The 23002-nt window shown below is 60.3% G+C and carries 22 protein-coding genes and 1 pseudogene; 17 read left to right on the forward strand and 6 right to left on the reverse strand.

From position 1 onward, the window contains the following. Positions 1-230: 230 nt before the first annotated feature. The gene (locus ACVWYU_RS24415; RefSeq protein ID WP_457373868.1) at positions 231-509 is read right to left on the reverse strand and encodes a nitronate monooxygenase; all 279 of its coding nucleotides are present in this window, start codon (positions 507-509) and stop codon (positions 231-233) included. 124 nt (positions 510-633) lie between these two features. After that, positions 634-732 (reverse strand): annotated as a pseudogene (locus tag ACVWYU_RS24420) (hypothetical protein); the annotation flags it as partial. Between ACVWYU_RS24420 and ACVWYU_RS24425 the strand changes: the two are divergent. Both ACVWYU_RS24425 and ACVWYU_RS24430 read left to right on the forward strand, forming a co-directional pair. Further along, positions 686-835 (forward strand): hypothetical protein, encoded by a 150-nt coding sequence (locus ACVWYU_RS24425; RefSeq protein WP_457373869.1) that lies wholly within the window; start codon positions 686-688, stop codon positions 833-835. The pseudogene ACVWYU_RS24420 and the gene ACVWYU_RS24425 overlap by 47 nt on opposite strands. Before the next feature lie 122 nt (positions 836-957). Beyond that, a complete protein-coding gene (locus tag ACVWYU_RS24430; protein ID WP_457373870.1) occupies positions 958-1737 on the forward strand; it encodes a metallophosphoesterase in 780 nt (259 codons plus the stop codon). 136 nt (positions 1738-1873) lie between these two features. Here ACVWYU_RS24430 and ACVWYU_RS24435 read toward each other — a convergent pair whose 3' ends face one another. Further along, positions 1874-4078, reverse strand: coding sequence for an OsmC domain/YcaO domain-containing protein (locus ACVWYU_RS24435; RefSeq protein ID WP_457373871.1), 2205 nt, complete (start codon positions 4076-4078; stop codon positions 1874-1876). Between the two features lie 258 nt (positions 4079-4336). Here ACVWYU_RS24435 and yghU point away from each other — a divergent pair, with 258 nt between their 5' ends. The 3 genes from yghU (at position 4337) to ACVWYU_RS24450 (ending at position 6619) form a co-directional block, all read left to right on the forward strand. Then, complete coding sequence (yghU, locus tag ACVWYU_RS24440; protein ID WP_457373872.1) at positions 4337-5176, forward strand: glutathione-dependent disulfide-bond oxidoreductase; 840 nt, start codon at positions 4337-4339, stop codon at positions 5174-5176. 211 nt (positions 5177-5387) lie between these two features. After that, positions 5388-5684, forward strand: a complete 297-nt coding sequence (locus ACVWYU_RS24445; protein ID WP_247256997.1) for a DUF4189 domain-containing protein — start codon at positions 5388-5390, stop codon at positions 5682-5684. A gap of 188 nt (positions 5685-5872) precedes the next feature. Continuing rightward, positions 5873-6619: a hypothetical protein gene (locus tag ACVWYU_RS24450; RefSeq protein WP_247256998.1), complete on the forward strand. Its 747-nt coding sequence runs from the start codon at positions 5873-5875 to the stop codon at positions 6617-6619. A 68-nt stretch (positions 6620-6687) separates the two neighbouring features. Here ACVWYU_RS24450 and ACVWYU_RS24455 read toward each other — a convergent pair whose 3' ends face one another. After that, entirely contained in the window at positions 6688-7608 is a 921-nt protein-coding gene (locus ACVWYU_RS24455) for a universal stress protein (protein WP_457373873.1), read from the reverse strand. Positions 7609-7962: 354 nt separating this feature from the next. On the opposite strand from ACVWYU_RS24455, the gene ACVWYU_RS24460 reads away from it, so the two are divergent. The 3 genes from ACVWYU_RS24460 to ACVWYU_RS24470 all read left to right on the forward strand — a co-directional run bounded on the left by ACVWYU_RS24460 (position 7963) and on the right by ACVWYU_RS24470 (position 10307). Next, positions 7963-8388 carry a potassium channel family protein gene (locus tag ACVWYU_RS24460; RefSeq protein WP_090322986.1) on the forward strand — a complete coding sequence of 142 codons (426 nt, stop codon included), beginning with the start codon at positions 7963-7965 and terminating at the stop codon, positions 8386-8388. A 168-nt stretch (positions 8389-8556) separates the two neighbouring features. After that, a complete protein-coding gene (gene fnr / locus ACVWYU_RS24465; RefSeq protein ID WP_248915943.1) occupies positions 8557-9300 on the forward strand; it encodes a fumarate/nitrate reduction transcriptional regulator Fnr in 744 nt (247 codons plus the stop codon). Positions 9301-9323: 23 nt separating this feature from the next. Beyond that, positions 9324-10307, forward strand: a complete 984-nt coding sequence (locus ACVWYU_RS24470; RefSeq protein WP_457373874.1) for a zinc-dependent alcohol dehydrogenase family protein — start codon at positions 9324-9326, stop codon at positions 10305-10307. On the opposite strand, the gene ACVWYU_RS24475 is transcribed toward ACVWYU_RS24470, so the two are convergent. Then, positions 10297-11208, reverse strand: coding sequence for a universal stress protein (locus tag ACVWYU_RS24475; RefSeq protein WP_390955717.1), 912 nt, complete (start codon positions 11206-11208; stop codon positions 10297-10299). The two genes, ACVWYU_RS24470 and ACVWYU_RS24475, sit on opposite strands and share 11 nt — an antisense overlap. A gap of 224 nt (positions 11209-11432) precedes the next feature. Here ACVWYU_RS24475 and ACVWYU_RS24480 point away from each other — a divergent pair, with 224 nt between their 5' ends. Next, on the forward strand, positions 11433-11996 hold the full coding sequence (locus tag ACVWYU_RS24480; protein ID WP_247257003.1) for a GNAT family N-acetyltransferase: 564 nt from the start codon (positions 11433-11435) through the stop codon (positions 11994-11996). A gap of 61 nt (positions 11997-12057) precedes the next feature. Here ACVWYU_RS24480 and ACVWYU_RS24485 read toward each other — a convergent pair whose 3' ends face one another. Continuing rightward, entirely contained in the window at positions 12058-12273 is a 216-nt protein-coding gene (locus ACVWYU_RS24485; RefSeq protein ID WP_247257004.1) for a hypothetical protein, read from the reverse strand. 324 nt (positions 12274-12597) lie between these two features. Here ACVWYU_RS24485 and ACVWYU_RS24490 point away from each other — a divergent pair, with 324 nt between their 5' ends. The 8 genes from ACVWYU_RS24490 to capA all read left to right on the forward strand — a co-directional run bounded on the left by ACVWYU_RS24490 (position 12598) and on the right by capA (position 22918). Further along, complete coding sequence (locus ACVWYU_RS24490) at positions 12598-13524, forward strand: universal stress protein (protein WP_090322995.1); 927 nt, start codon at positions 12598-12600, stop codon at positions 13522-13524. Between the two features lie 206 nt (positions 13525-13730). Continuing rightward, entirely contained in the window at positions 13731-14078 is a 348-nt protein-coding gene (locus ACVWYU_RS24495; protein ID WP_090322997.1) for a metalloregulator ArsR/SmtB family transcription factor, read from the forward strand. Between the two features lie 49 nt (positions 14079-14127). Then, positions 14128-14601: an arsenate reductase ArsC gene (locus ACVWYU_RS24500; protein ID WP_090322999.1), complete on the forward strand. Its 474-nt coding sequence runs from the start codon at positions 14128-14130 to the stop codon at positions 14599-14601. Next, positions 14598-15329, forward strand: a complete 732-nt coding sequence (arsH, locus tag ACVWYU_RS24505; protein ID WP_457373875.1) for an arsenical resistance protein ArsH — start codon at positions 14598-14600, stop codon at positions 15327-15329. Before ACVWYU_RS24500 ends, arsH begins: the two co-directional genes overlap by 4 nt. Positions 15330-15758: 429 nt before the next feature. After that, entirely contained in the window at positions 15759-17324 is a 1566-nt protein-coding gene (locus ACVWYU_RS24510) for a methyl-accepting chemotaxis protein (RefSeq protein ID WP_247257007.1), read from the forward strand. A gap of 176 nt (positions 17325-17500) precedes the next feature. Beyond that, complete coding sequence (locus ACVWYU_RS24515; RefSeq protein WP_457373876.1) at positions 17501-18862, forward strand: purine-cytosine permease family protein; 1362 nt, start codon at positions 17501-17503, stop codon at positions 18860-18862. Positions 18863-19042: 180 nt separating this feature from the next. Continuing rightward, complete coding sequence (gene capB / locus ACVWYU_RS24520) at positions 19043-20788, forward strand: caprolactamase subunit beta (RefSeq protein WP_457373877.1); 1746 nt, start codon at positions 19043-19045, stop codon at positions 20786-20788. A gap of 39 nt (positions 20789-20827) precedes the next feature. Beyond that, on the forward strand, positions 20828-22918 hold the full coding sequence (gene capA / locus ACVWYU_RS24525; protein WP_457373878.1) for a caprolactamase subunit alpha: 2091 nt from the start codon (positions 20828-20830) through the stop codon (positions 22916-22918). Positions 22919-23002 lie beyond the last annotated feature (84 nt).

The raw sequence follows: 23002 nt of genomic DNA on the forward strand, positions 1-23002 counted from the left end.
GCCAGCGAAGGCGTCGGCACATCCACCATCAATGCTGACAGGGCCGACGCCATCGCGAGCAGGCTCGCTCCCTTAAGGGATTGGCGGTATACGCAGAGGCCAGGTCCGCCAAACAACCTGTGGGAGCTGGCTTGCCAGCGATGACGTCGGCACATCCACCCTCAATGCTGACAGGGGCGACGCCATCGCGAGCTGACTCGCACAGTTTGATCTTCAGCGACCTCAATTCATCACTCACGCAAACAGACCCTGCATAAAACGTTCGGCGTTTCCCTGACGAGTTCGTCCATCAATTCCCGCGCATTGTCGTGACGAATCAGCGCGACGGATTGCCCGGCAGACAACGAACCGAAATCCTCGCGGCCCTGCCCGACCGCCAGCTTCGCGAGGCTGCCCATGAACCAGGCCTGGACAGGATAAGGCGCGATGTGCGAGTCGCCGTGATTGATCTCGCGGGTCATCCGGTTCGTCAGGCTTCTGGCCAGGCGACCGGTGAAAGCTTTGGTCAAGGTCGTCGATCCCGCATAAATACGGACGCAGCAACGCGCCTGCCTGGCGAGCATCAGCGGGACTTGGCGCTGACTCCTGCGCATTGGACATCCAAAGGTTGATCGCAAAGGGTTTGCTCGTGGCCTGACGGATCTGCCGCACCACTTCAATCATCTGGTGCGGCTCCAGTGATTGCATGCCAAACGAACCCAAGCCGCCGGCATTGGAGACACTACTGACCAGTTCCACGGATGAAGGACCGCCACCGGGCGCTTCCACCGCGCCCGGCAACATGAACATGCACCTCGAGGAACAACACCTGGTCATGCAAAGCGCGTTCGCCTAGGGAGTGTTCGCGTCCCCTCTTATCGCCATACCGGCATCGAGAGGGGACCTCCTGCTTGTCGCCATCGGTGATCAACGCGTAAGTTGAGTGGACTGAATGCCCCATCAGGCGGGAGTTGATCAATGCGCATTGCCTTGCTGTCCGACGTTCACCTCTCCGTCAACGCCATACCGTTCCCCCAGGTGGAGGCCGATATCGTGGTCCTCGCCGGGGATATCGCCCGTCCGGCAGCGGCGATCGAATGGGCCAGATCCTGCCCTGCTCCGATCGTTTACGTGGCAGGCAACCATGAGTTTTATGGCAGCGATCTGGTCTCCACCTACGAGCACTTGAACCGATTGACCTACGGCACAAGGATTCACGTGCTGGAACGCTCGGAATATGTCCACGAAGGCGTGCGGTTCCTGGGTTGTACCCTGTGGTCCGACTATCGGTTGTTCGACAAGCCGGAGGATCGGGCACAGGGTATCGAGATGGCGACGAAGCTCATCCGCGACTTCAGCCACATCAAGGTATCCCCCGACTTCCCGGATCTGTTCACGCCCGCCATCTCCCAGCTGGTGTTCCTGCAGACGGTCGCCTGGCTGGAGGAATGCTTCAGCCGCGACAGCCACCTCACCACAGTGGTGGTGTCGCATTTCGCCCCGACACGGTCGAGCATCAGCCCGGCGTTTGCCAATTCGCCGATCAACTCGAGTTTTGTCTCGGATCTAGAAGCGCGGATCAAGGTCTGGCAGCCGGCGCTCTGGCTCCATGGCCATACCCATGGGAGCTTCGATTATCGGGTGGGCAACACCCGGGTCATTTGCAATGCCCGTGGCTATGCAAAGGGCGGCATCAATGAAAACCCGGATTTTGATGAGGCCTGCGTGATTGAATTGAATGGCTTGCAGGACATGTAGGCCACGCAATACCTGTAGGGGCCAGCCTGCTGGCGATGGTCTCAAGTGCGCCGCGGTTAACCAGGTTACACGCGTTACCGTTGACGACCATCGCTGCGATGCGGCGACCCGACGAGCCAGCTCCCACAGGGCGCTATCACATGGACAAAGCCGTCACATTGGCCCGCGCCATGTGCAGTTTTTTGTAGCTGTCGATCAGCTTCAAGTGGCGGTCGAGCCCTTCGAGTTTCATGCTCGTAGGCGTCAAGCCGTAGAAGCGCACGCTGCCGTCCACCGAGCCGATCGCCGCGTCCATCCGTTCGTTGCCAAACATCCGGCGGAAGTTGACCTCGTAATCGCCAAGCTCCAGGTCGTCGTCCAGTTCCACCTCCAGCACCACGTTGATGGCCTGATAAAACAGCCCTCGCTCGACGGTGTTGTCGTTGTACTGCAGGAAGGCCTCCACCAGATCCTTGGCCTGGTCGAATTTCTTCAGGGCGAGATAAATCAGCAGCTTCAGTTCCAGGATCGTCAACTGACCCCAGGCGGTATTGTCGTCAAACTCGACGCCGATCAACGTGGTGATGTCGGTGTAGTCGTCCAGCTCACTGTCTTCCAGGCGCTTGGCCAGCGTTCGCAGGCCGACTTTGCTCAGGTTATGCAGGTTCAGGATGTCGGCGCGGAACAACAGCGCTTTGTTGGTGTTGTCCCAGATCAGATCGTCGACCGGGTAGATTTCCGAATAATCCGGTACCAGGATGCGGCAGGCGGTAGCACCGATGTGCTCATACACCGCCATGTACACTTCCTTGCCCATGTCTTCGAGAATGCCGAACAAGGTCGCGGCTTCCTCGGCATTGGAGTTTTCACCCTGGCCGGAGAAATCCCACTCGACAAACTCGAAATCCGCCTTGGCACTGAAGAAGCGCCACGACACCACACCGCTGGAATCGATGAAGTGTTCGACAAAGTTGTTCGGCTCGGTCACCGCTTGACCTTCAAAGGTCGGCTGGGGCAGATCGTTCAGGCCTTCGAAACTGCGGCCCTGGAGCAATTCCGTCAGACTGCGCTCCAGCGCCACCTCCAGGCTTGGGTGGGCACCGAACGAGGCAAACACGCCGCCGGTACGCGGGTTCATCAGGGTGACGCACATCACCGGGAACTCCCCGCCCAGCGACGCATCTTTCACCAACACCGGGAAGCCCTGGGCTTCCAGGCCCTGAATCCCGGCCAGGATGCCAGGGTATTTCGCCAGCACTTCTTGCGGCACATCAGGCAGTGCGAGCTCACCTTCGAGAATTTCGCGTTTTACTGCGCGCTCGAAGATTTCCGACAAGCATTGCACCTGAGCTTCGGCCAGCGTGTTACCGGCACTCATGCCGTTACTCAGGAACAGGTTTTCGATCAGGTTGGACGGGAAATACACCACCTCGCCATCCGACTGGCGCACAAAGGGCAGCGAGCAGATGCCACGCTGCGTGTTGCCGGAGTTGGTGTCATACAGATGCGAGCCAAGCAACTCGCCATCCGGGTTGTAAATCTCCAGACAGTATTCGTCGAGGATCTCCGGCGGCAGCGCATCTTTCGGGCCGGGCTTGAACCAGCGCTCATCCGGGTAGTGCACAAACGCCGCGTTGGCGATGTCTTCTCCCCAGAACTGATCGTTGTAGAAGAAATTGCAGTTGAGGCGTTCGATGAATTCGCCCAACGCCGACGCCAGCGCACTTTCCTTGGTCGCGCCCTTGCCATTGGTAAAGCACATCGGCGAGTGCGCATCACGGATATGCAGCGACCACACGTTGGGAACGATGTTGCGCCACGAAGCGATTTCGATCTTCATGCCCAACTCGGCCAGGATGCCCGACATGTTGGCGATGGTCTGCTCCAGCGGCAGGTCCTTGCCGGCAATATAGGTGCCGGCCTGCTCGGCTGAACCGGGCATCAGCAATGCCTGGGCATCGGCATCGAGGTTTTCCACTTCCTCGATCACAAACTCCGGCCCGGTTTGCACCACTTTCTTCACCGTGCAACGGTCGATGGAACGCAGAATGCCCAGGCGGTCCTTGGCGGAAATGTCCGCCGGCAACTCGACCTGAATCTTGAAAATCTGGTTGTAGCGGTTTTCCGGATCGACAATGTTGTTCTGTGAGAGACGAATGTTGTCGGTGGGAATGTTGCGGGTTTCGCAGTACAACTTCACAAAGTAAGCCGCACACAACGCCGACGAAGCCAGAAAGTAATCGAACGGACCCGGTGCCGAACCGTCGCCCTTGTAGCGAATGGGCTGATCGGCCACCACCGTGAAGTCATCGAACTTGGCTTCAAGTCGAAGGTTGTCGAGAAAATTGACCTTGATTTCCATGTGCGATTACCAGAATAACGAGCTAAACAATTTGGCCGCCATTATCCGGCTTTTCAGCGGGAAGTCTTGTGCTTCTGTCTGTTGTCTTTAACTTGCAGTGGCGGGTTTCGGCCAGACGGCACCGGCATCGCATCAAGGACCGGGAGTACCGTATGCTGCCGGCTGAAGCGGTTACGACCGACCGGCACAGCCGTCCTGTCGGGAGGCTTACGGTCGGAAATCCAGTGATCACAGGCAACCCTCCATGGAGTGCAATTCGTGAGCAAAGCGTCCTATGTTCCCCCCAAGGTCTGGAAACACACCGCCCCGTCTGGGGGCCAGTTCGCCAGCATCAACCGCCCGACGGCCGGGCCCACCCATGACAAGACGCTGCCGACAGGCAAGCATCCGTTGCAGCTTTACTCGCTGGCGACGCCCAATGGCGTGAAGGTGACCATCCTGCTGGAGGAGCTGCTGGCGCTCGGGCACACCGGCGCCGAGTACGATGCCTGGCTGATCCGCATCAACGAGGGTGAGCAGTTTTCCAGCGGTTTTGTCGAGATCAACCCGAATTCGAAGATCCCGGCGTTGCTGGACCGCAGCGTGGAGCCGCCGATCCGTGTCTTTGAATCCGGTTCGATCCTGCTGTACCTGGCGGAAAAATTCGCCGCCTTCCTGCCCACCGATCCCGCCGGGCGCACCGAAACCCTGAACTGGCTGTTCTGGCAAATGGGCGCGGCACCTTACCTCGGCGGCGGCTTCGGCCATTTCTATGCCTATGCGCCGGAGAAGCTCGAATACCCGATCAACCGCTTTACGATGGAAACCAAGCGTCAGCTGGATGTGCTCGACCGCCGCCTGGGCGAAAGCCCCTACCTGGCCGGCGAGCACTACACCATCGCCGACATCGCGGTCTGGCCCTGGTACGGCCAGTTGGTGCGCAACAACGTGTACTCCGCCGCCGAATTTCTGAACGCGCAGCAATACACCCATGTGCAGCGCTGGGCCGAGGAAATCGCCAAACGGCCAGCGGTCATTCGTGGCCAGCGAGTCAATCGGACGTGGGGGGATGAAGCAAGCCAGGTGCCCGAGCGGCATCAGGCGCAGGATCTGGACTGACGAGAGTGTTACGCCCTGCCCCTGGCGACATGACGAACGGCCGCGCGCGGCAATGAACAACGTATCAGCAGAGACAAGGATGTCTCGCCCAACCCCGCCAAGGTCGCTGTCGGTGATACTGGTCCGTGAATTCAACCAGTCGCTGCAACACCCTCTAAACTGAAGGGAGCGCGGTCACACACGCCTCTGGCCAATTTGCAGGTGAACCCCCATGACTGGAATAACCGCACGCCGATGTGCGTCATGTGCCCTGCTCTCCCTGCTGGCCATCAACCTTGCGTTGACCGGGTGTGCGGGCAAAGCAGGCACCTCTCGCCATGCCACTTCAAGCACGGGTTCAAACTGCTACGCCAAAGCCCTGCCCACGGCCGGCGAGGGCGGCCTGGCCTGGGGCGACACCTTGAACATGGCTCGCCAGAAATCCATGGACAATTGCATTCGCTATGCCAGCCACTCCGGCGGCACGCCGAACACCTGCCAAGTGGTGTTGGCCGAGTGCAGGCACTGACCACACTCCCTCAAGTCGCGCCGGTCATAACGCGCCAGACAACGAACCGTTATTGGGCAGCGCAGCCCCGCTCTTCGTTGACTGTCACTTTTAATGGTTTCCTTTCCAATAACTGATCGCGAAAAAAAAAAGCGACTATCGTTGTAAGTGTCGGTCACCCAGACCTGAAGCGTACTGATGGAGTTCTTATGAAAAGGACCATTCTTACTGCTGTTGTCACTTCTCTTATTGCCGCAACCACCCCCAACATCTCCAGTGCCGCCCCGCCTACAGATCCGATATTTTCCTTTGGCTTACTGGGAAGCTACAGCGTTCTCGAATTCGACGGGCAGAAAAGCTCGAGCACCGAACACATGCCCGAAGGAGGATTGTTTCTCAACTATGGCAACAAGATGACCGCTCAGACCGGCTTTGTTTATCTGGCAGAAATCACTGGCCAGTACTCTGAAAAGCAGAATCAGAAAGTGAAGGATGGTCAGGTGGACCTGGATCTTGGCTGGCGCACGGCACTGGATGCGCACAACTTTTTAGACGTCTTGCTGGGCGCGGGATACAAGTGGAACCGGTTCAATCCGGACTCCAAAAAGTACGACATCGATCTCACCAGCCGCACTTCCTTCGCTAAAGCCGCGGCGGGTTACAACCATCAGTTCAGCACCGCAACCCTGCGTCTTGAGGCAGGGGTTCGACGGCTGATAAACGGTGATTCGCAACTCAAACTCCATGGCGTCAGCAGCGAGACGCTGGACTTGAAAGACAACACCAATCCTTATGTCGAGCTGAGCCTCCTGTTTAATCAACAAGGAACGATTCCGCTCATGGCATCCCTTTACTACAACCGCTTCAATTACGACCTGGACGGTCGATTTGCGGTGACCGATCTCGACAAACAGACCCGGGATGAGTACGGCATAAAAATTGGCGTGGCCTTTTAATGCGGTTATCAATTTTTCAGGATCGACAACCGTTGATGTTTGTTCCAGCAGCTGTGATGGGTAGCGCTTCAGTCAAGCCATCGCCAAGGCTTGACGATAGTCAGGCTGCAGGGTGCGCGGTTCAACACACCCTCGGCGGTGCTGCCGATGAAACGGTCGATCCCGCCTTCGTAGAGCGTGCCCAGCACGACCATGTCGAAGGCGTTTTGTCGGGCGAACCGCGTAATCACCTGATGAGGAATGCCCGTCAGCAGGTGGCGGCGCCTTTCGCCAATGCCATAACGTTCGGCAAGCACATCAAAAGCTTCTTCCTGAGCATCGTTGAGCGCGTCTCGCAAACTGTCTTCCAGACTCATTGTCGGCACGCTTCTCACGGCATCGCCCAGCACTGACCAGTGGCTCACGTTGAGCAAATGCAGGGCGGCGCCACAGGAAGCGGCCAGGGTCGAGGCGAAGTCGAGGATCCGGTCATTCAAGCCTTGGGTCAGGTCTTCGAGATGGGACAGGTCGACAGTCGCGAGAATTTTCAGCGGCTTTGGATGGTTGCCGTCGGTCACCAGGTGCAGATTCGCGGGGCAGTCACGCAGCAATAGCGAGTCCAGTGGACGATGAAACACGCGGTTAAGCGCAGGCACATGGTGAACGTCCTTGATCACCAGATCCGGACGGAAGTCATTCACGTACTCAAGCACATGCGCCAGGCTGGCCGGGGCCCACACCACTTCCGTAGTGACTTGCGAGCCCGTGCAGCGCTGTAGCCGGGCTTGCTGCTCCAGCCACTGCCGATGCACCTGCAGATAGCCCTCCCGGGCCTGGTACATCGCGTCATGATCAAACAAGCCGGCCACCGCCAGCGTCTGAACATAATTGAACGCGACGATGTGCAACAGCGCACCGGTTGCACTGGCCAAGGCGTTCGCCCGATCAAACGCCGGGGTGCGGCTCATTTCGTTGGGTGCTATCAACAGGATACGTTTGAGTTTCAGCATGACATACCTCGTCCTGGAAGCGCGTTATCTGCCTGGTCACAAGCCCTTGATCCATTGGGCTTCATTCAACCGCCCGTGACTTGGAGTCCCCTTCCCCGCCGTCCCGGCGCTGCGGACATTCATCTCATCGGCAGTCCGTTGCGCAGCTCGCCTCTAACGCAGGAACAGCATCGGACGATGGTTCGAGTATCCGGCGCTGGCTTGTGAGGATTCTGATATAGGTCAACCAAGTGCCCTCTGGTTATTGAGCACAATGGCGCTGGCTCACAGAGGCGTTGTTGATATAGCTCAAGGCCGCCGTATTGCGCTGGCGTAAAAACAATCGAGGATTACCCCTGCTGCGAGAGGTTCGCCATGCTGGCCGTCACGCTGATCAATACACTGGTGGTCGTCCTTGCCGTAGTGATCCACTACGAATGCCTGTTGCGCCTGAACGACTGGCTGCCACGCCTCAAGCTCTGGAGCCGGTTCAGGATTGTCGTCGGCGTATTCGGCGCCCTGATGGCCCACGCCGTTGAAGTCTGGTGCTTCGCGCTGGTCTATTACCTGATGGCTCGCGCCGGTGAATGGGGAAGCCTGATCGGCAACTTCGACGGTTCGTTCATGGACTGCGTTTATTTTTCCTTCACCACGTACACCACCATTGGCTTTGGCGATATTTCCCCCGTGGGCAACTTGAAGTATTTGACCGGATTGCAGGCACTCACCGGCCTGGTGTTGATTTCCTGGACCGCGTCATTTCTGTTCCTTGAAATGCAGAAATACTGGAAGAGCAAATAGCACTCGGGTCGGCAGCGTTAAAGCAGCTGCATCTCAACATCGTAAAATTGACAGGAAAACTTGTACAAAACAGTCCATTCGTCGACTAACCCGCAGTCACTTGCACCTGTCACCGACTCGTTAACTTGCAGGCACTACTCTGAATGTTCAGACAGAGGACCGGATGAAATGCCTGAAGCCCCCCCCTATCAAGCTCATCAACTGAAAACGGCCTGCTCCAGTTGCAGCGTTGTCGAGTTGTGCCTGCCCATTGGTTTGACGGGCTCGGAAGTCGAACGTCTCGATACGCTGATTGCGCAACGTTTCAAGGTCAAAAAAGGCGCAGCCCTCTACCGTGCCGGTGACCCCTTGCGTTCGCTGTACGCGGTGCGCATCGGTTCCTTCAAGACCAGCGTGCTCTCGGTCGATGGCCGGGAACAGGTCACCGGATTCCAGATGCCCGGCGAGATGCTTGGTCTGGACGCGATCAGCACCGACTTGCATGCCTGCAACGCGATCGCGCTGGAGGACAGCGAAGTCTGCCCCATCCATTTCGCGCATCTCGAGAAACTGGCCGGGGAACTGCCGTCGCTGCAGCACAACCTGAACAAAATCCTCAGCCGGGAAATCGTGCGTGATCACGACATGCTGATGGTTCTCGGCAACATGAACTCGGATGAGCGCCTGGCGGCCTTTCTGCTGAACCTGTCGCAACGCTTGAGTATGCGAGGTTTCTCGCCCAGGAACTTCGTCCTGAAAATGCGCCGCGAGGAAATCGGCTCCTACCTGGGGTTGCGGCTGGAAACCATCTGCCGAGGCATCGCCCATCTGCGTGATCAGGGCCTGGCGGAAATCAACGGGCGCGAGGTCAGGATTCAAAACCTGGATGGACTCAAACAACTGGTCGTGGGCTGTCATCGCCCGCTGCAATAGCACCGCACACCGGGAAAGTCATCATGCGCGCCATGGTTCTGCATACGCCCGGCCAGCCGCTGCAACGGGAAGAGCGCCCGATTCCGACCCCCGCTGCATGCCAGCTGTTAATCAAAGTGCTGGCGTGCGGCGTGTGCCGCACCGATCTGCACCTGGTCGATGGCGAATTGCCGCAAGCGGTGTTGCCCCGGGTCCCGGGCCATGAAATCGTCGGTGAAGTGGTGGCGCTGGGCCCGGACGTCGCACCCGAGTGGATCGGCCAGCGAGTGGGCGTGCCCTGGCTGGGCTGGACATGCGGTGAATGCGACTTCTGCCGCGCGGGCCAGGAGAACCTTTGCGACCAGGCCCGCTTCACCGGTTGTCATCTGGACGGCGGCTACGCCGAATACACCGTGGCCGACCAGCGCTTCTGCTTCCCCATCCCGAAGGCGCTCTCCGACACCCAGGCCGCCCCGCTCCTGTGTGCCGGGCTGATCGGCTTTCGGGCCTTGCAGATGGCCAGGGGCGCCCGGCACCTGGGCCTTTATGGCTTCGGCGCCGCCGCCCACCTGGCCATTCAAGTGGCGCGCGGGCGCGGGCAGCAGGTGTATGCCTTCACTCGCCCGGACGACAGCAGTGGCCAGGCCTATGCACGATCGCTGGGCGCCGAGTGGGCCGGTCCTTCAGACCAGCCTCCCCCGCATTTGCTCGATGCCAGCCTGATTTTCGCTCCCGTCGGTGCGCTGGTGCCCATGGCACTGTCCGTCACCACCAAGGGTGGCTGCGTGATATGCGCCGGCATTCACATGAGCGACATTCCGGCGTTCCCCTATCGGTTGTTGTGGGGCGAACGCAGCATTCGCTCGGTGGCCAACCTGACCCGCGAGGACGGCCTGGCGTTCTTCAAGGAATTGCAGCACACGCCGGTGCACAGTGATGTCACCTGTTTTGCCCTGGACGATGCCAATCAGGCACTGGCGTTCCTCAGGGCCGGTCAATTCAATGGCGCCATCGTGCTTACGCCTTGACTGACTGCCTGACCGCCAGAATGCTGCCCGGCACCGAATACAGGGCGCGCTCGGTGTTGCTGCCGATCAGCCGGTCGATTCCCACTCGATGCACCGTCCCCATGACGACCACATCGACCAGGTACTCCTCGACAAACTCGCTGATCACCGGCACCGGCAGGCCCATCACGAAATGCCGCCGTTCGGGCGGGATACCGTAGCGATCCGCCAGGGTGACAAAGGCCAGGTGCAGGGATTCGCGCAACTCCTCGACGAAATCCACGCCCCAGCCACCACTGACCAGCGGCGCATCGCCATTGAAGGCCGGCGTCAGGTCATAGGCGTAAAGCAGGTGCAGTGGCGCGTCGCACGCCAGGGCCAGTGCATGGGCGGTTTGAATGATCGTGTCGTTCAGGCCATTGATTTGCGTGGAAGGATCGAATGGGTCCACTGCTGCCAGCACCCGGTGCGGCAACCCGTAACGGATCTGATTGACCAGGTGCACAGGGACCGGGCAATCGCGCAGCAGGTGACAATCGAGCGGTGTGATGAACACTCGCTTGAGTACCGGTTCCAGGCTGACATCCTTGATTAACATGTCCGGCTTGAGCTCCTCGACGGCCCTCAAGATGTCTGGCAACGGATGGGTGGTGAAGACCACTTCGACCGTCGCTTCCAGGCCCTGGCCACTGAGCCGCTCGACTTCGTCGGCTATCCAGCGGCGCACCCGGCGCAAATAGCGCTGATAGCTGGCATCGTCGACTTTCTCTTCCCACAAATGGACCACCGGCGCCGGTTCGACAAAGGCCCGGACATCCAGCGCGGCGCCGCTCGCCTTGGCCAACGCCACGGCGCGCAACAAGGCGGGAGACGAATGCAGGGTTTGGTCGGCGATCAGCAGCAAACGTTGATATTGACCCATCACACACCTCGGCTCGACACCGGTCGCAATACGCCGGCACAGTCCAAGACTGCTCGTTGTCGCCTGCCTGTGCTTGATCTACATCAGACACCGATCAAAGAAGGCCTGCCGACACAAGTCTCTGATCCAGATCAGTTCCACACACCATCAGCGGCGTACAAAGGAATCAACCGCTTGGTTCGCCACGGCGCGCCAATCTCGCCAACCCGCTGGAGGATCCCACCATGCTTACGGTCAAAGACCACAATGATCGGGCGGCGGCCGCCTACGCCGCAGTCACTGGAAAATACTGGATCGAAGCCCTCAAGGACGGGCGCCACGTGCTGATCCGGCCGCTGGCGGAAAAGGACCGCGACCGTGAATACGAATTTATCAAACGCTTGTCGCCCGAGTCCCGACACATGCGTTTTCTTGCGCAGGTCAACGAGCCCGGGGCCGCCATGCTTGATCAACTGATGGACACCGATAACAAGCATCGCGTGGCGTACATCGCCATGGTCCACGACAACGGTAAATTGATCGAGATCGGCGTCAGCCGCTATTGCGCCACGGGCGAACATGAATGCGAATGCGCGGTAACCGTCGCCGATGAATGGACGCACCTGGGCCTGGGGACCTTACTGATGGAACACCTGATCAAGGCCGCGCGCAGGAACGGATATCACCAGATGTATTCGGTGGACAGTGCCAGCAATACGCCGATGCGCGACCTGGCCAAGGCACTGGGTTTCGAGACGCAAAATGATCCTGATGACAGCCGTCAGGTCATTCATCGTCTTCACCTGTAAAAAAATCGCCCCGTGATGGACCGGCCAACAGTTCATCACGGGGCGATTCAATGTTCGGGATTCACTCAACCGCACAGACAGCCCGGCTACCCTGGGTCGATGCAGTGAATGTCTTGTGCCCGGTGGTACTGGGCCAGACATGCGGCGCATCGATGCGGGCCTTCAGTTGGGCGACGAACGCCTGCGCCTCTTCCAGGCTGTTGAAATTCACTTCCAGGGCGTCCAGTTGCACAGCCCAGCCGCGGTTTACCGGCTTTTCGGACACTTCAATGATCATGGTCTCCTCCGTCAATCTTGAGCGCGTCCGGCGTGCCATCAAGGTGCCGTTACCACCTTCATGACGCCGTCCCGCTGCATTTGGCTTGCTCCCAAGACTGCGCCGCCGGGAGGGGTTAAAGATTGATCAGGGTCAACTTTTGCTCTATGGAAACCGTGGCGGACCGACCGGGCGTCGGACAGCCTTTTCGCGCCGCGCAAGCGTTTGACAAAGATCAACCCGGGCCTCGGGACCACGCGCAGGATAAGCACAAGGCTTCACCGTACAAGCGCACCACCGCCGGTGAGGGCACAGGGTTCTGCTCGTCCGCTTGGGAGATTTGTCATGTCTGAACAATCACGTTTCATGCTGGTCGTTTCACCCCTGATGGAAAACAGTCCTGCTTTCGACCGGGCGGCAGCATTGGCCAAGGCTTCGGACGCGGCACTGCACATCGTGGCCTTCGATTACCTGGAAGGCCTGGCGACCGCCGGCATGGTCAACGAACAGGCGCGGGAGCAAATGCGCATCGGCTATGTCGAGCGCCATCGCCAATGGCTCGAAGACCAGGCCCGCCCCCTGCGCAAGATCGGGGTGCACGTCACCACCGAAGTGGTCTGGGTCGAAAAACCCTTGCAGGAAATCCTTGTTCACCTCAAGGAGCAACCCATGGCGGCCTTGATCAAGGCCCTGCATCACGAATCGCGGCTGTCACGCCTGCTGTTCACGCCCCTAGATGTCCACCTGCTGCGCGAGTGCCCGGTGCCTTTGCATTTTGTCAGTCATATGCTTCATGCATTGCCACGCAAGATTGTCGCGGCGGTCGACCCTTTCCACCGCGATGGCCAATACAAGGATTTCAACGACCGGATTCTGCGCGAGGCAGCAAAACTGGCGAGCACCTGCAATGCCCAGCTCGATGTGATTTATGCCCACGACCTGTCCACCATCAGCGCGGATGAACTGGGTTTTGCCGATGGCTCGGGGTTCTTCTCTTCACGCAAGGCCAAGACCCTGTACGACGCGCAAGGCGAAGCCTTCCGCGAGCTGAGCGAACGCAACGGCATCCCGCCAGAGAATCAACACATGATCATGGGGAACCCGGCGAAGGTGCTTGCCAGCTTCGCCGATGCCTATGACATCGACGTGATCGTCATGGGCCGAGTGGGTCACCATGGCCTCGGCCGGTTGATCGGCAGCACGGTGGAAGAGCTTCTGTACAAAATGCCTTGCAGCGTGTGGGTGATTTCACCCGAAGAACTGGCTGACTGAAAAACCGATCCCTCTGTCGATCCCGGCCTGTCCGAATGCAGGGGCCGGGAACGCCAGTCTTGGCGCGCACCCGCGCGGTTCGGCAATACGCCTTTTCGGCCATCATCGACGTTACGCGCTGGATCTTGTCCGTACGTGCGTCTGTACTCAGGCTCGACACATACGTATATTCGTATATTCATATTTACATATAGGCGTGACATTCCATGAGCCTGTCTCCCCCTGCTGTCTTCAAGTGCCTGGGCGATGAGACCCGCGCCCGGATCATGCTGATGCTGTGCGCCGAGGGTGAGCTGTGCGTGTGTGAACTCATCTGGGCCCTGGATGACAGTCAGCCCAAGGTGTCCCGCCATCTCGCGCAGTTGCGCGCCTGCGGCCTGCTTGAGGATCGCCGCCAGGGCCAGTGGGTTTACTACCGCCTGCACCCGCAATTGCCTCAGTGGGTTCAGGACGTTCTCCAAGTGACCCTCAAGGCCAATCCGGCCTGGGCCGGGCGCGACACCGAGCGACTCGCTTCCATGGAAGGCCGGCCGGTTCGCCAGGCCTGCTGCTGAACCTAACCGCAAAGGCCCCGTGACTGAGCGTCCACGCCTGGGAGAAATAATGAAAGTCCTGTTCATGTGTACCGCCAATAGCTGCCGCAGCGTGCTCAGCGAAGGCCTGTTCAATCACCTGGCTCCGGACGGGATGACGGCCGTGAGCGCCGGAAGCTTCCCGAGCGGGCGCCTTAACCCACGCGCGGTGAGCACCTTGCAAGGTCTGGGCGTGGACACCTCGGCGCTCTACAGCAAAGACTCTTCCAGCTTCACCGACAGTCCGCCCGACATCGTGATCACGGTCTGCGACAAGGCCGCCGGCGAGCCCTGCCCGGTGTACTTCGGGCCATCGGTCAAGAGCCATTGGGGCCTGGCCGACCCCTCTGAAGTAGAAGGCAGCGACGAACAAATCCAGGCCGCATTTGACGCGACGGTCGCGCAAATCCGCCGTCGCTTTGCCGCCTTCTTCGCCCTCGATTTCGACACCCTCGCCCCAACGGAACTCAAGCCGGCGCTGGACCGCATCGGAGAAATGCAATGAACGAATACCTCCCGCAAACCCCGGACGACTTTCCCAGTCTGGACCTGTCGCTGTTCGACACACCGAGCGCCGCGAAGCTAGCACAGCACGAGCAACCCGGGCACAGGCCACGCATCCTGCTGCTGTACGGATCGACCCGCGAACGCTCCTTCAGCCGCTTGCTGACGCAAGAGGCGGCACGCATCCTGACACTCATGGGCGCAGAGACCATCATCTTCAATCCCTCCGGCCTGCCGCTGCCCGACGATGCGCCCTCCGATCATCCCAAGGTGCAGGAGTTGCGCGACTTGATGACGTGGTCGGAAGGCCAGGTGTGGTGCTCGCCGGAGCGCCATGGCGCGATGTCGGCGGTGTTCAAGGCACAGATTGACTGGGTGCCGCTGGCAATGGGCGCCATTCGTCCGACTCAGGGCAAAACCCTGGCCGTCATGCAGGTCTCTGGCGGCTCGCAATCCTTCAACGTGGTCAACCAGTTGCGCGTGCTGGGGCGCTGGATGCGGATGTTCACCATTCCCAATCAATCCTCCGTGCCCAAGGCCTTTCTGGAGTTCGACGCAGACAACCGCATGAAACCGTCGGCGCTGTATGACCGGGTGGTAGATGTCATGGAGGAACTGATGAAGTTCACCCTGCTGCTGCGCAATCGCCCGGAGCTGGTCGATCGCTACTCGGAGCGCAAGGAGTCGGCACAAGAACTGACTCAGCGAGTGAATCAGCGGGCCATTTGATCGCGCAGCGGCCTGCTTGCTGCCCTGAAGGAGCAAGCCAGTCCGCTGCCGGTTCAGGGGCAATGGCAAGGTTCGCGGGACAAACGAAGCCTCTCGTCGCCTCCCTGGCATGGCGCGCGCGCTTTCCAATCCGCTGACATGCTTTTCACGAAACGCTCACATCAGCGAGCGCAAATTGAGTTCACAAAAGGATTTGACCCCAAAAAGAGAGCCCGCCCCCCAGCGGGCTTTTTTGTTTTTCCCCCGCCCTGCGTCTACGCTTTCCACTGGCTGGAATGGCGTCGCGCCACGTTCGGCCGCAACTCATGACAAATCAGATTAAAAGTCAAATGCAACTCATTGTTATATATTAGTTTTATGCAGTTTATTGACTCAATTTTTGCGACTGACTGCCGATGGCCTGTCTACAGGAACCAAGGAGTCATCGGAATGAGAAATAATCAGCCGGTCACGCAACGCGAGATCCCCCTCGCGCCTCAGCAAAAACTGATCTCGACGACCAATGTTCGCGGGGTCATCACCTACTGCAATGACGCCTTCGTCGAAATCAGTGGCTTTGATCGAGCCGACCTGATCGGCGCGCCGCAGAACATCGTCCGCCACCCCGATGTGCCCCCCGCCGTCTTCGCTCACATGTGGGGCACTATCAAGCAAGGCCAGCCCTGGATGGGGATCGTCAAGAACCGCTCCAGAAATGGCGATCACTATTGGGTTAACGCGTACGTCACGCCCATTTTCGAGGGCAACGAAGTGACCGGCTTCGAGTCGGTCAGGGTCAAACCCACAGCGGATCAGATCCGTCGCGCCGAAGCCTTGTACAAGCGCATCAGCCAGGGCAAACCGGCCATCGCACACCGGGACACCTGGCAACCGCTGCTAGTGGATTACCTGCCGTTCCTGGCCATGGGACTGGCGAGCACCCTGGGCGGCCTGTTCTTCAGTGCACCCGTGGCGATTGCGCTGACCGCAGGCCTGGCCGTGCCCATCAGCCTGCTCGCCGCACACCGGCACAAGCAAGGAGCACAGCGTCTGTTGCAGATGGTTGAGCCGTCGACCTCCGATGCCTTGATCGCCCAGATGTACAGCGGCGAGCGTGGGCTCCAGGCGCGCCTGGAAACCGCTTTCGTCAGCCAGACGGCTCGCCTGAAGACCTGTCTGACGCGCCTGCAGGATTCAGCCGAGCAACTCAGTGCGCTGGCCGGACAATCCGACCTGCTGGCCACTGACAGCTCAAGGGGCCTCGACCGCCAACGTGTCGAAACCGAGCAGGTGTCGACCGCGATCAACCAGATGGCCGCGACCACCCAGGAAGTCGCCAGCCACGTCCAGCGCACGGCCGATGCCACCCAACAAGCCAACTTGCTGACCAGCCGCGGCCGCGAAGTCGCCAGGGACACCCGCGAAGCCATCGAACGCCTTTCCGCTGTCGTCGGCGAAACCGGGCAGACCGTGGCGCAACTGGCCAGGGACAGCAACGAAATCGGCACCGTGGTCGACGTGATCAAAGGCATTGCCGACCAGACCAACCTGCTGGCACTCAACGCCGCCATCGAAGCGGCACGGGCCGGCGACATGGGCCGGGGCTTCGCGGTCGTGGCCGATGAGGTGCGCCAGCTGGCACAGCGCACCTCGCAATCGACAACCCAGATCCATGACCTGATCACCAAGCTCCAGACCTCGTCCAACAATGCCGTGCAGATCATGGAGTCCGGTCACCGGCAGGCCGAGGAAGGCGTGGCCAGGGTGCTTGAGGCCGACCAGGCCCTGGTCGGAATCAGCGAAGCGGTCGCCCATATCACCGACATGGCCAGCCAGATTGCCGCCGCCACGGAAGAACAATCGGCCGTCGCCGAAGAGATCAGTCGCAACATCAGCACCATCGCCCAATTGGCCGATCAGACCTCGGGGCAAGCGCATCAATCGACGGACCTGAGCAAGGAACTGACCCGGACCGCGTCCACCCAATACTCACTGGTCGAGCGCTTCAATCGATAACCGGCTTCATCCGGATCGATCCTCGTCACTGGCCCGGCAACTGTCGGATCGGTGACGCAGGATCATCGTCCCCACCACTTCACTCCATGACAAAAGACAGGGCCGCCAACCGCAATCATCCGGCGCCACAGGCCTCTTACCATCCGGGTTCTTCATCCAAAAACAAGAGAAGAACCATGGCCGCCATCCTCCCGAAACAGGGCAACAGCAACGACTTTTCGGTCACCGCCGTTGCCGACACACACCGCATGAGTAAACGCTCGCTGACGATGGCCTGGTGGGGCATTTGCAGCGCGATGTTCTGGCTTGTCGTTTCTGCCACGCTGGCAATGACCTTCGGCACTCAAAACGCGATCGTCGGCCTGCTGTTGTCGGTCGTCACCTACGCGGCCATCAACGGCGTGATTTCGCGCTATGCGATCAAGACCGGACTGTCAGTCGCGCTGTTTTCGCGGGTGCTGTTCGGGCGCAAGGGCGCAGTCCTCGCCACCTTGATCTTCTTCGCCACCGCGACCTATTACAGCGTGTTTGAAGGCTCGGTGATTGCCATTGCGATCCACCAGTATGTGCCCTCGCTGTCGATCAATCAGGCGTACCTGTTGGTGGTGCTGTACAGCGTGCCGTTGATTGTCGGCAGCGTGCAAAACTGGATGGACAAGCTCAACGGCGTACTGCTGCCCTTCTATCTGATCGGTCTGGTCGCGCTGGTGGGGGTGACCATCGGGCAATACGGCTACAGCGCGGCCTGGTTGCAAATGGGCCCGGCGAGCGGTCCGGTAGTGAACGGCTGGTGGGACTGCTTCTGCTATTTCATGGGCGTGTGGATCCTGATGATGTACACCTGGGACTACGCACGTTTCGGCCGCAAGGAAGACGCCACCTACCATGGCCGCTTCAACTTCGGCCTGCCCTTCTACACCTTTACCTTTTTGATCAATGGCCTGGTCGGGATCTTCCTCACCGGGACCATTCCCACCCCCGGTGGCCTGAGCGAGGTGTCGGTGGTGATGGCGATCATCGAGCTGATGGGGATCTGGGGCCTGATCTTCGTCTGGGTCAGCCAGACGCGCATCAACTCGGCAAATTTCTACCTCGCGGCCACCAACATGCAGGCCTTCTTTGGCGGCATCGGTCTGGCGAAAGTGCCTTACATCGCCTGGACGATTGCCGTCGGGGCTCTGGTTTACACACTGATGCGCCTGAACGTTTTCGACTACATCCTGCAGGCCCTGTCGTACCAGAGCATCTTCGTGGTGGCCTGGGTGGCGATCGCCCTGGCGCACATTTTCTCGCCACGCTACAGCCAGCTGTTCCAGGAGCGGATCGAATACCAGGTGGACCGGGTCAGCGCCTTCAATCCCTGCGGTCTCGGGGCGTGGTTTCTTGCCGCCGCCCTGGGCATTGCGCTGCTCAATTATGGCCCTCCGACACTGGCTACCTGGTCGGCCCCCGTGACCTTCATCAGTGCCTTCAGTACTTACTGGTTATTGCTCAACAACGCCCGGCGCAGCTGGTTCGTGCGCGCCAGTTGTGGCTGATCCCTACGTTCACTGATAACCATCTTCAGGCGAACACAAACCAACCAACAGTGCACAGGCAATCAATTTCCAGTGCACTTTGCGCCAAGCCGACCACCGGTTCGAGCGCGTAGTTTGATGTCGTGGGTTAGACATTCGTCCTGACCTTCACCTGGATAACAACAAGATTTCTGGTGACCCATGAGTACAGTAGATCCGATCACCCTGGCCGTCGTGCGAGGCGCGCTGGAAACCGCGCAGCGCGAAATGACCATCACCCTTGAGAAAACCGGTCGTTCGAGCGTTTTCAACCTGGCTCACGACTATTCGAACGCACTGTTCGACCACCTTCCGGAAATGATCCTGCAAGGCCAGGACATCCCGATTCACCTCGGTTCGCTGATTCCGGCGATGAAATGCGTCGCCGGTTTCTTCGGTGACGAGGTCGAAGAAGGCGATGTGATCTACCACAACGATCCCGCCTACATGGGCAGCCACATCCTCGACTGCTGCATGTACAAACCGGTGTTCTACCAGGGCGAGCTGGTGTTCTGGGCCGTCTGCAAAGGTCATCTGACCGACATCGGCGGCCCGGTGCCCGCCGGCTACAACCCCGACGCCAGGGAAATCTACGCCGAAGGCTTGCGCATCCCGCCGGTGAAACTGTGGTCGCGGGGCAAGCGCCGCGAGGACGTAATCAACCTGCTGCTGACCAACATGCGCGCCCGTGCCTATCAGGAAGGCGATCTCAATGCCCAATACGGCGCCTGCAACGTCGGCGAACGGCACTTGCTCGAACTGCTCGATCGCTACGGCGTGGAGCAGGTGCGCGCGTGCATCGCCGAGTTGAAAGACATGGCGGACCGGCACATGCGTGCCTTGCTGCGTGATGTGCCGGACGGCTTTTACACCGGCACCACAGTTCTGGAAGACTCGGGCCATGGGCTGGGTGAATTGTCGATCACCGCGCAGGTGGAGATTCGCGGCGACGAGGCGCACATCCTCATCGAAAGCCCGCCCCAGGTGCCCTACTTCATCAACTCGTACGCCGGCAACTCGGTGTCCGGGGTTTACCTGGGGCTGATGATGTTCGCTCAGGTGCCGCCGCCCTACAACGAAGGGTTGTACCGCTGCGTGTCCGTTGATCTGGGCCCACCGGGCACCCTGTGCAACGCCCGGGAACCGGCGCCCCACGTCAACAGCACCACCACGCCGATGGAAACCCTGGCCGATGCGGTGCGCCAGGCCCTGGAGCAAGCCGCGCCCGACCGTGTGACCGCCTCCTGGGGCCACGCCAGCGGGATCAACATCGCCGGCCACGACCCGCGCAATGGCAACGACGAGTACGTGACCATGGTGCTCGCTTCGATCATCTCCGGTGCCGGTGCGAACAAGGCCATGGACGGTTGGCCGGCGTGCGGTCCGCTGTGCTGTTTCGGCGCACTGATGTCCGGTGACATCGAGTTGCTGGAGTACGCCTACCCGATCCTCATCCATCGCTACAGCCTGATGACCGACAGCGGCGGTGCCGGCGAATTTCGCGGTGGCTCGGGCACGCGCATCGAAATCGAACCGCTGAACCATGCGATGACGGTGGTGGGCTTTGGCGAGGGTCGGCAACTGCCGACGTCGGGTGCTGCGGGCGCGAACAACGTCCTGCTCGAACCGAAATTGGGGCGGCTGATCCACCGCAAGGCCGACGGTGAGGAACAGTCCTTCATCTACAACGCGCAACTCACCGCGCAGCCGGGCGAACGGGTGATCAACGTCAACCCCGGCGGCGGTGGCTACGGCAATCCGCTGCGCCGCCCGGTGGCCAGCGTGGTCAACGATGTGCGCAACGGCCTGGTGTCCCGCGACGGCGCCCGTCTGGAATACGGCGTGGTGATCGACAGCAACGGCCAGGTCGATGACGCCGCGACCAGCGCCTGCCGTGCGGCGAACTAATCGAGCCCGGCCCCTTTGAGCAATCTGGAATCCCTCATCATGAGCAAGCAACAATATCGTCTGGGCATCGACGCCGGCGGCACCTTCACCGACTTCATCCTCGCCGACCGCGGCGGCAACGTGCAGCTGTTCAAGGCGCCCTCCACGCCCCAGGACGGCACCATCGCCATCCGCAACGGCCTGGCGCAGATCGCCGACGCCATCGGCCGTACGCCGGCCGAGATCATTGGCGATTGTGACCTGTGCATCAACGGCACCACCGTGGCCCTCAACGCACTGATCGAAAAGACCGGAGTGAAGGTTGGCCTGCTGTGCACCGACGGCCATGAAGACAGCCTGGAAATCCGCCTGGGCCACAAGGAAGACGGGCATCGCTACGACGCCAGCTACCCGCCAGCGTTCATGCTGGTGCCGCGCCACCTGCGCCGGCCCATCGGCGGGCGAATGCTCAGCGATGGCAGCGAACACGCCGCGCTCGATGAAGACGCGATTCGCCAGGCCATCGAGTATTTCCGCGAACAAGACGTGAAAGCGGTAGCCATTTCCTTCGTCTGGTCAGTGCGCAACCCGGACCATGAATTGCGCGCCGCCGCAATGGTGCGCGCGGCATTGCCGGGGGTATTCGTCTGCACCGGCAGCGAAGTGTTCCCGCAGATCCGCGAATACACCCGCACCTCGACCGCGGTGGTCAACGCCTACCTGAGCCCGGTCATGGGCCGCTACATCGAACGGATCGACGCGCTGTTCGAAGAGCTTGGCGCGCAACAACCAACGCGCTACTTCCAGTCCAACGGCGGCCTGGCGCCGGGCGTGGTGATGCGAGAGCGTGCGGTGAATGCCATCAACTCCGGCCCGGCCTCCGCGCCGCAAGCGGGGTTGTGTGTCGCGCAGCCATTCGGCATCGATAACGTGATCACCGTGGACATGGGTGGCACGTCGTTCGACATCACCCTGAGCAAATCCGGGCGCACCAACTTCAGCAAGGACACCGATTTCCTGCGCTATCGCATCGGTGTGCCAATGATCCAAGTGGAAACCCTCGGCGCCGGTGGTGGCTCGATTGCCTACCTCGATGACTTCGGCATGCTCCAGGTCGGCCCGCGCAGTGCGGGTGCCAACCCCGGACCGGTGTGCTACGGCAAGGGCGGCACCGAGCCCACCGTGACCGACGCCAACCTCGCCCTGGGCTACCTGGCCGACGGCGCGCTGTTGGGCGGCAGTATCCGCCTCAATCGCAAGGCGGCCATCGACGCGATCCGCAGCAAAATCGCCGAGCCTTTGGGCATCAGCGTCGAACGTGCGGCCATCGGCATCATCACTCTGGTCAATCTGAACATGGTCAGCGGCATTCGCCGGGTCTCGGTAGAGCGCGGTTACGACCCGCGGGACTTCGCCCTGATTGGCGCCGGCGGTGCGGCGGGCATGCACGTCATGCGTCTGGCCGAGGAAATCGGCAGCCAGGTGGTGCTGATTCCGAAAGTGGCTTCGGGGCTGTGCGCTTACGGTCAGATTCTCTCCGACATCCGATACGACCAGTTGGCCACCCTGCCGATGCGCCTGGACGACGATCTGGTTGACCTGCCGTTACTCAATCAGACGCTGCGCGACCTGCGCGAGCGCGGCATGACCGACCTGCGAGACGATGGTTTCGGCGCCGACGACAACGTGGAGTGCCTGTATAACCTGGAGATCCGCTACCTCGGCCAGATTCACGAATGCAGCGTCGAGCTGACCTGCGATCAGCTGGATCCGTCGAGTCTGGTGGCCTTACGGGAAGCGTTTCATACGCGGCACAAAGCGCTGTTTTCCTACAGTGAGCCTGAAAGTCCCGCCGAGCTGGTCAACCTCGAATGCTCGGTGATTGCGCGCCTGCAACGCCCACCGATGCCGGAGTTGCCGCCGCCCGGCGAAAACGTCGCGCCCCAGGCAAGCGGCTACCGCCCGATGCTGTTCAGCGCCCAGTCGAGCTGGCAGGAAACCCCGGTGTACAACGGCGATCGCCTGCAATCGGGGCAAACCGTGCAAGGCCCTTGTGTGATCGAGGAGACGACCACCAACATCGTCGTCCCCCCGGGCTGGCAGGCGACGCTGGCACCCTCGGCCACCTACCGGCTGACACCTGGTGATTGACCGCCCGTAAGCATTGGCAAATGATGGCAAACCAGCGGTGCCGAGGGTTCGTTACCTCGGCACCGTCCTCATAATAAAAAGATA

The organism is Pseudomonas sp. TE12234 (genome assembly GCF_054061835.1).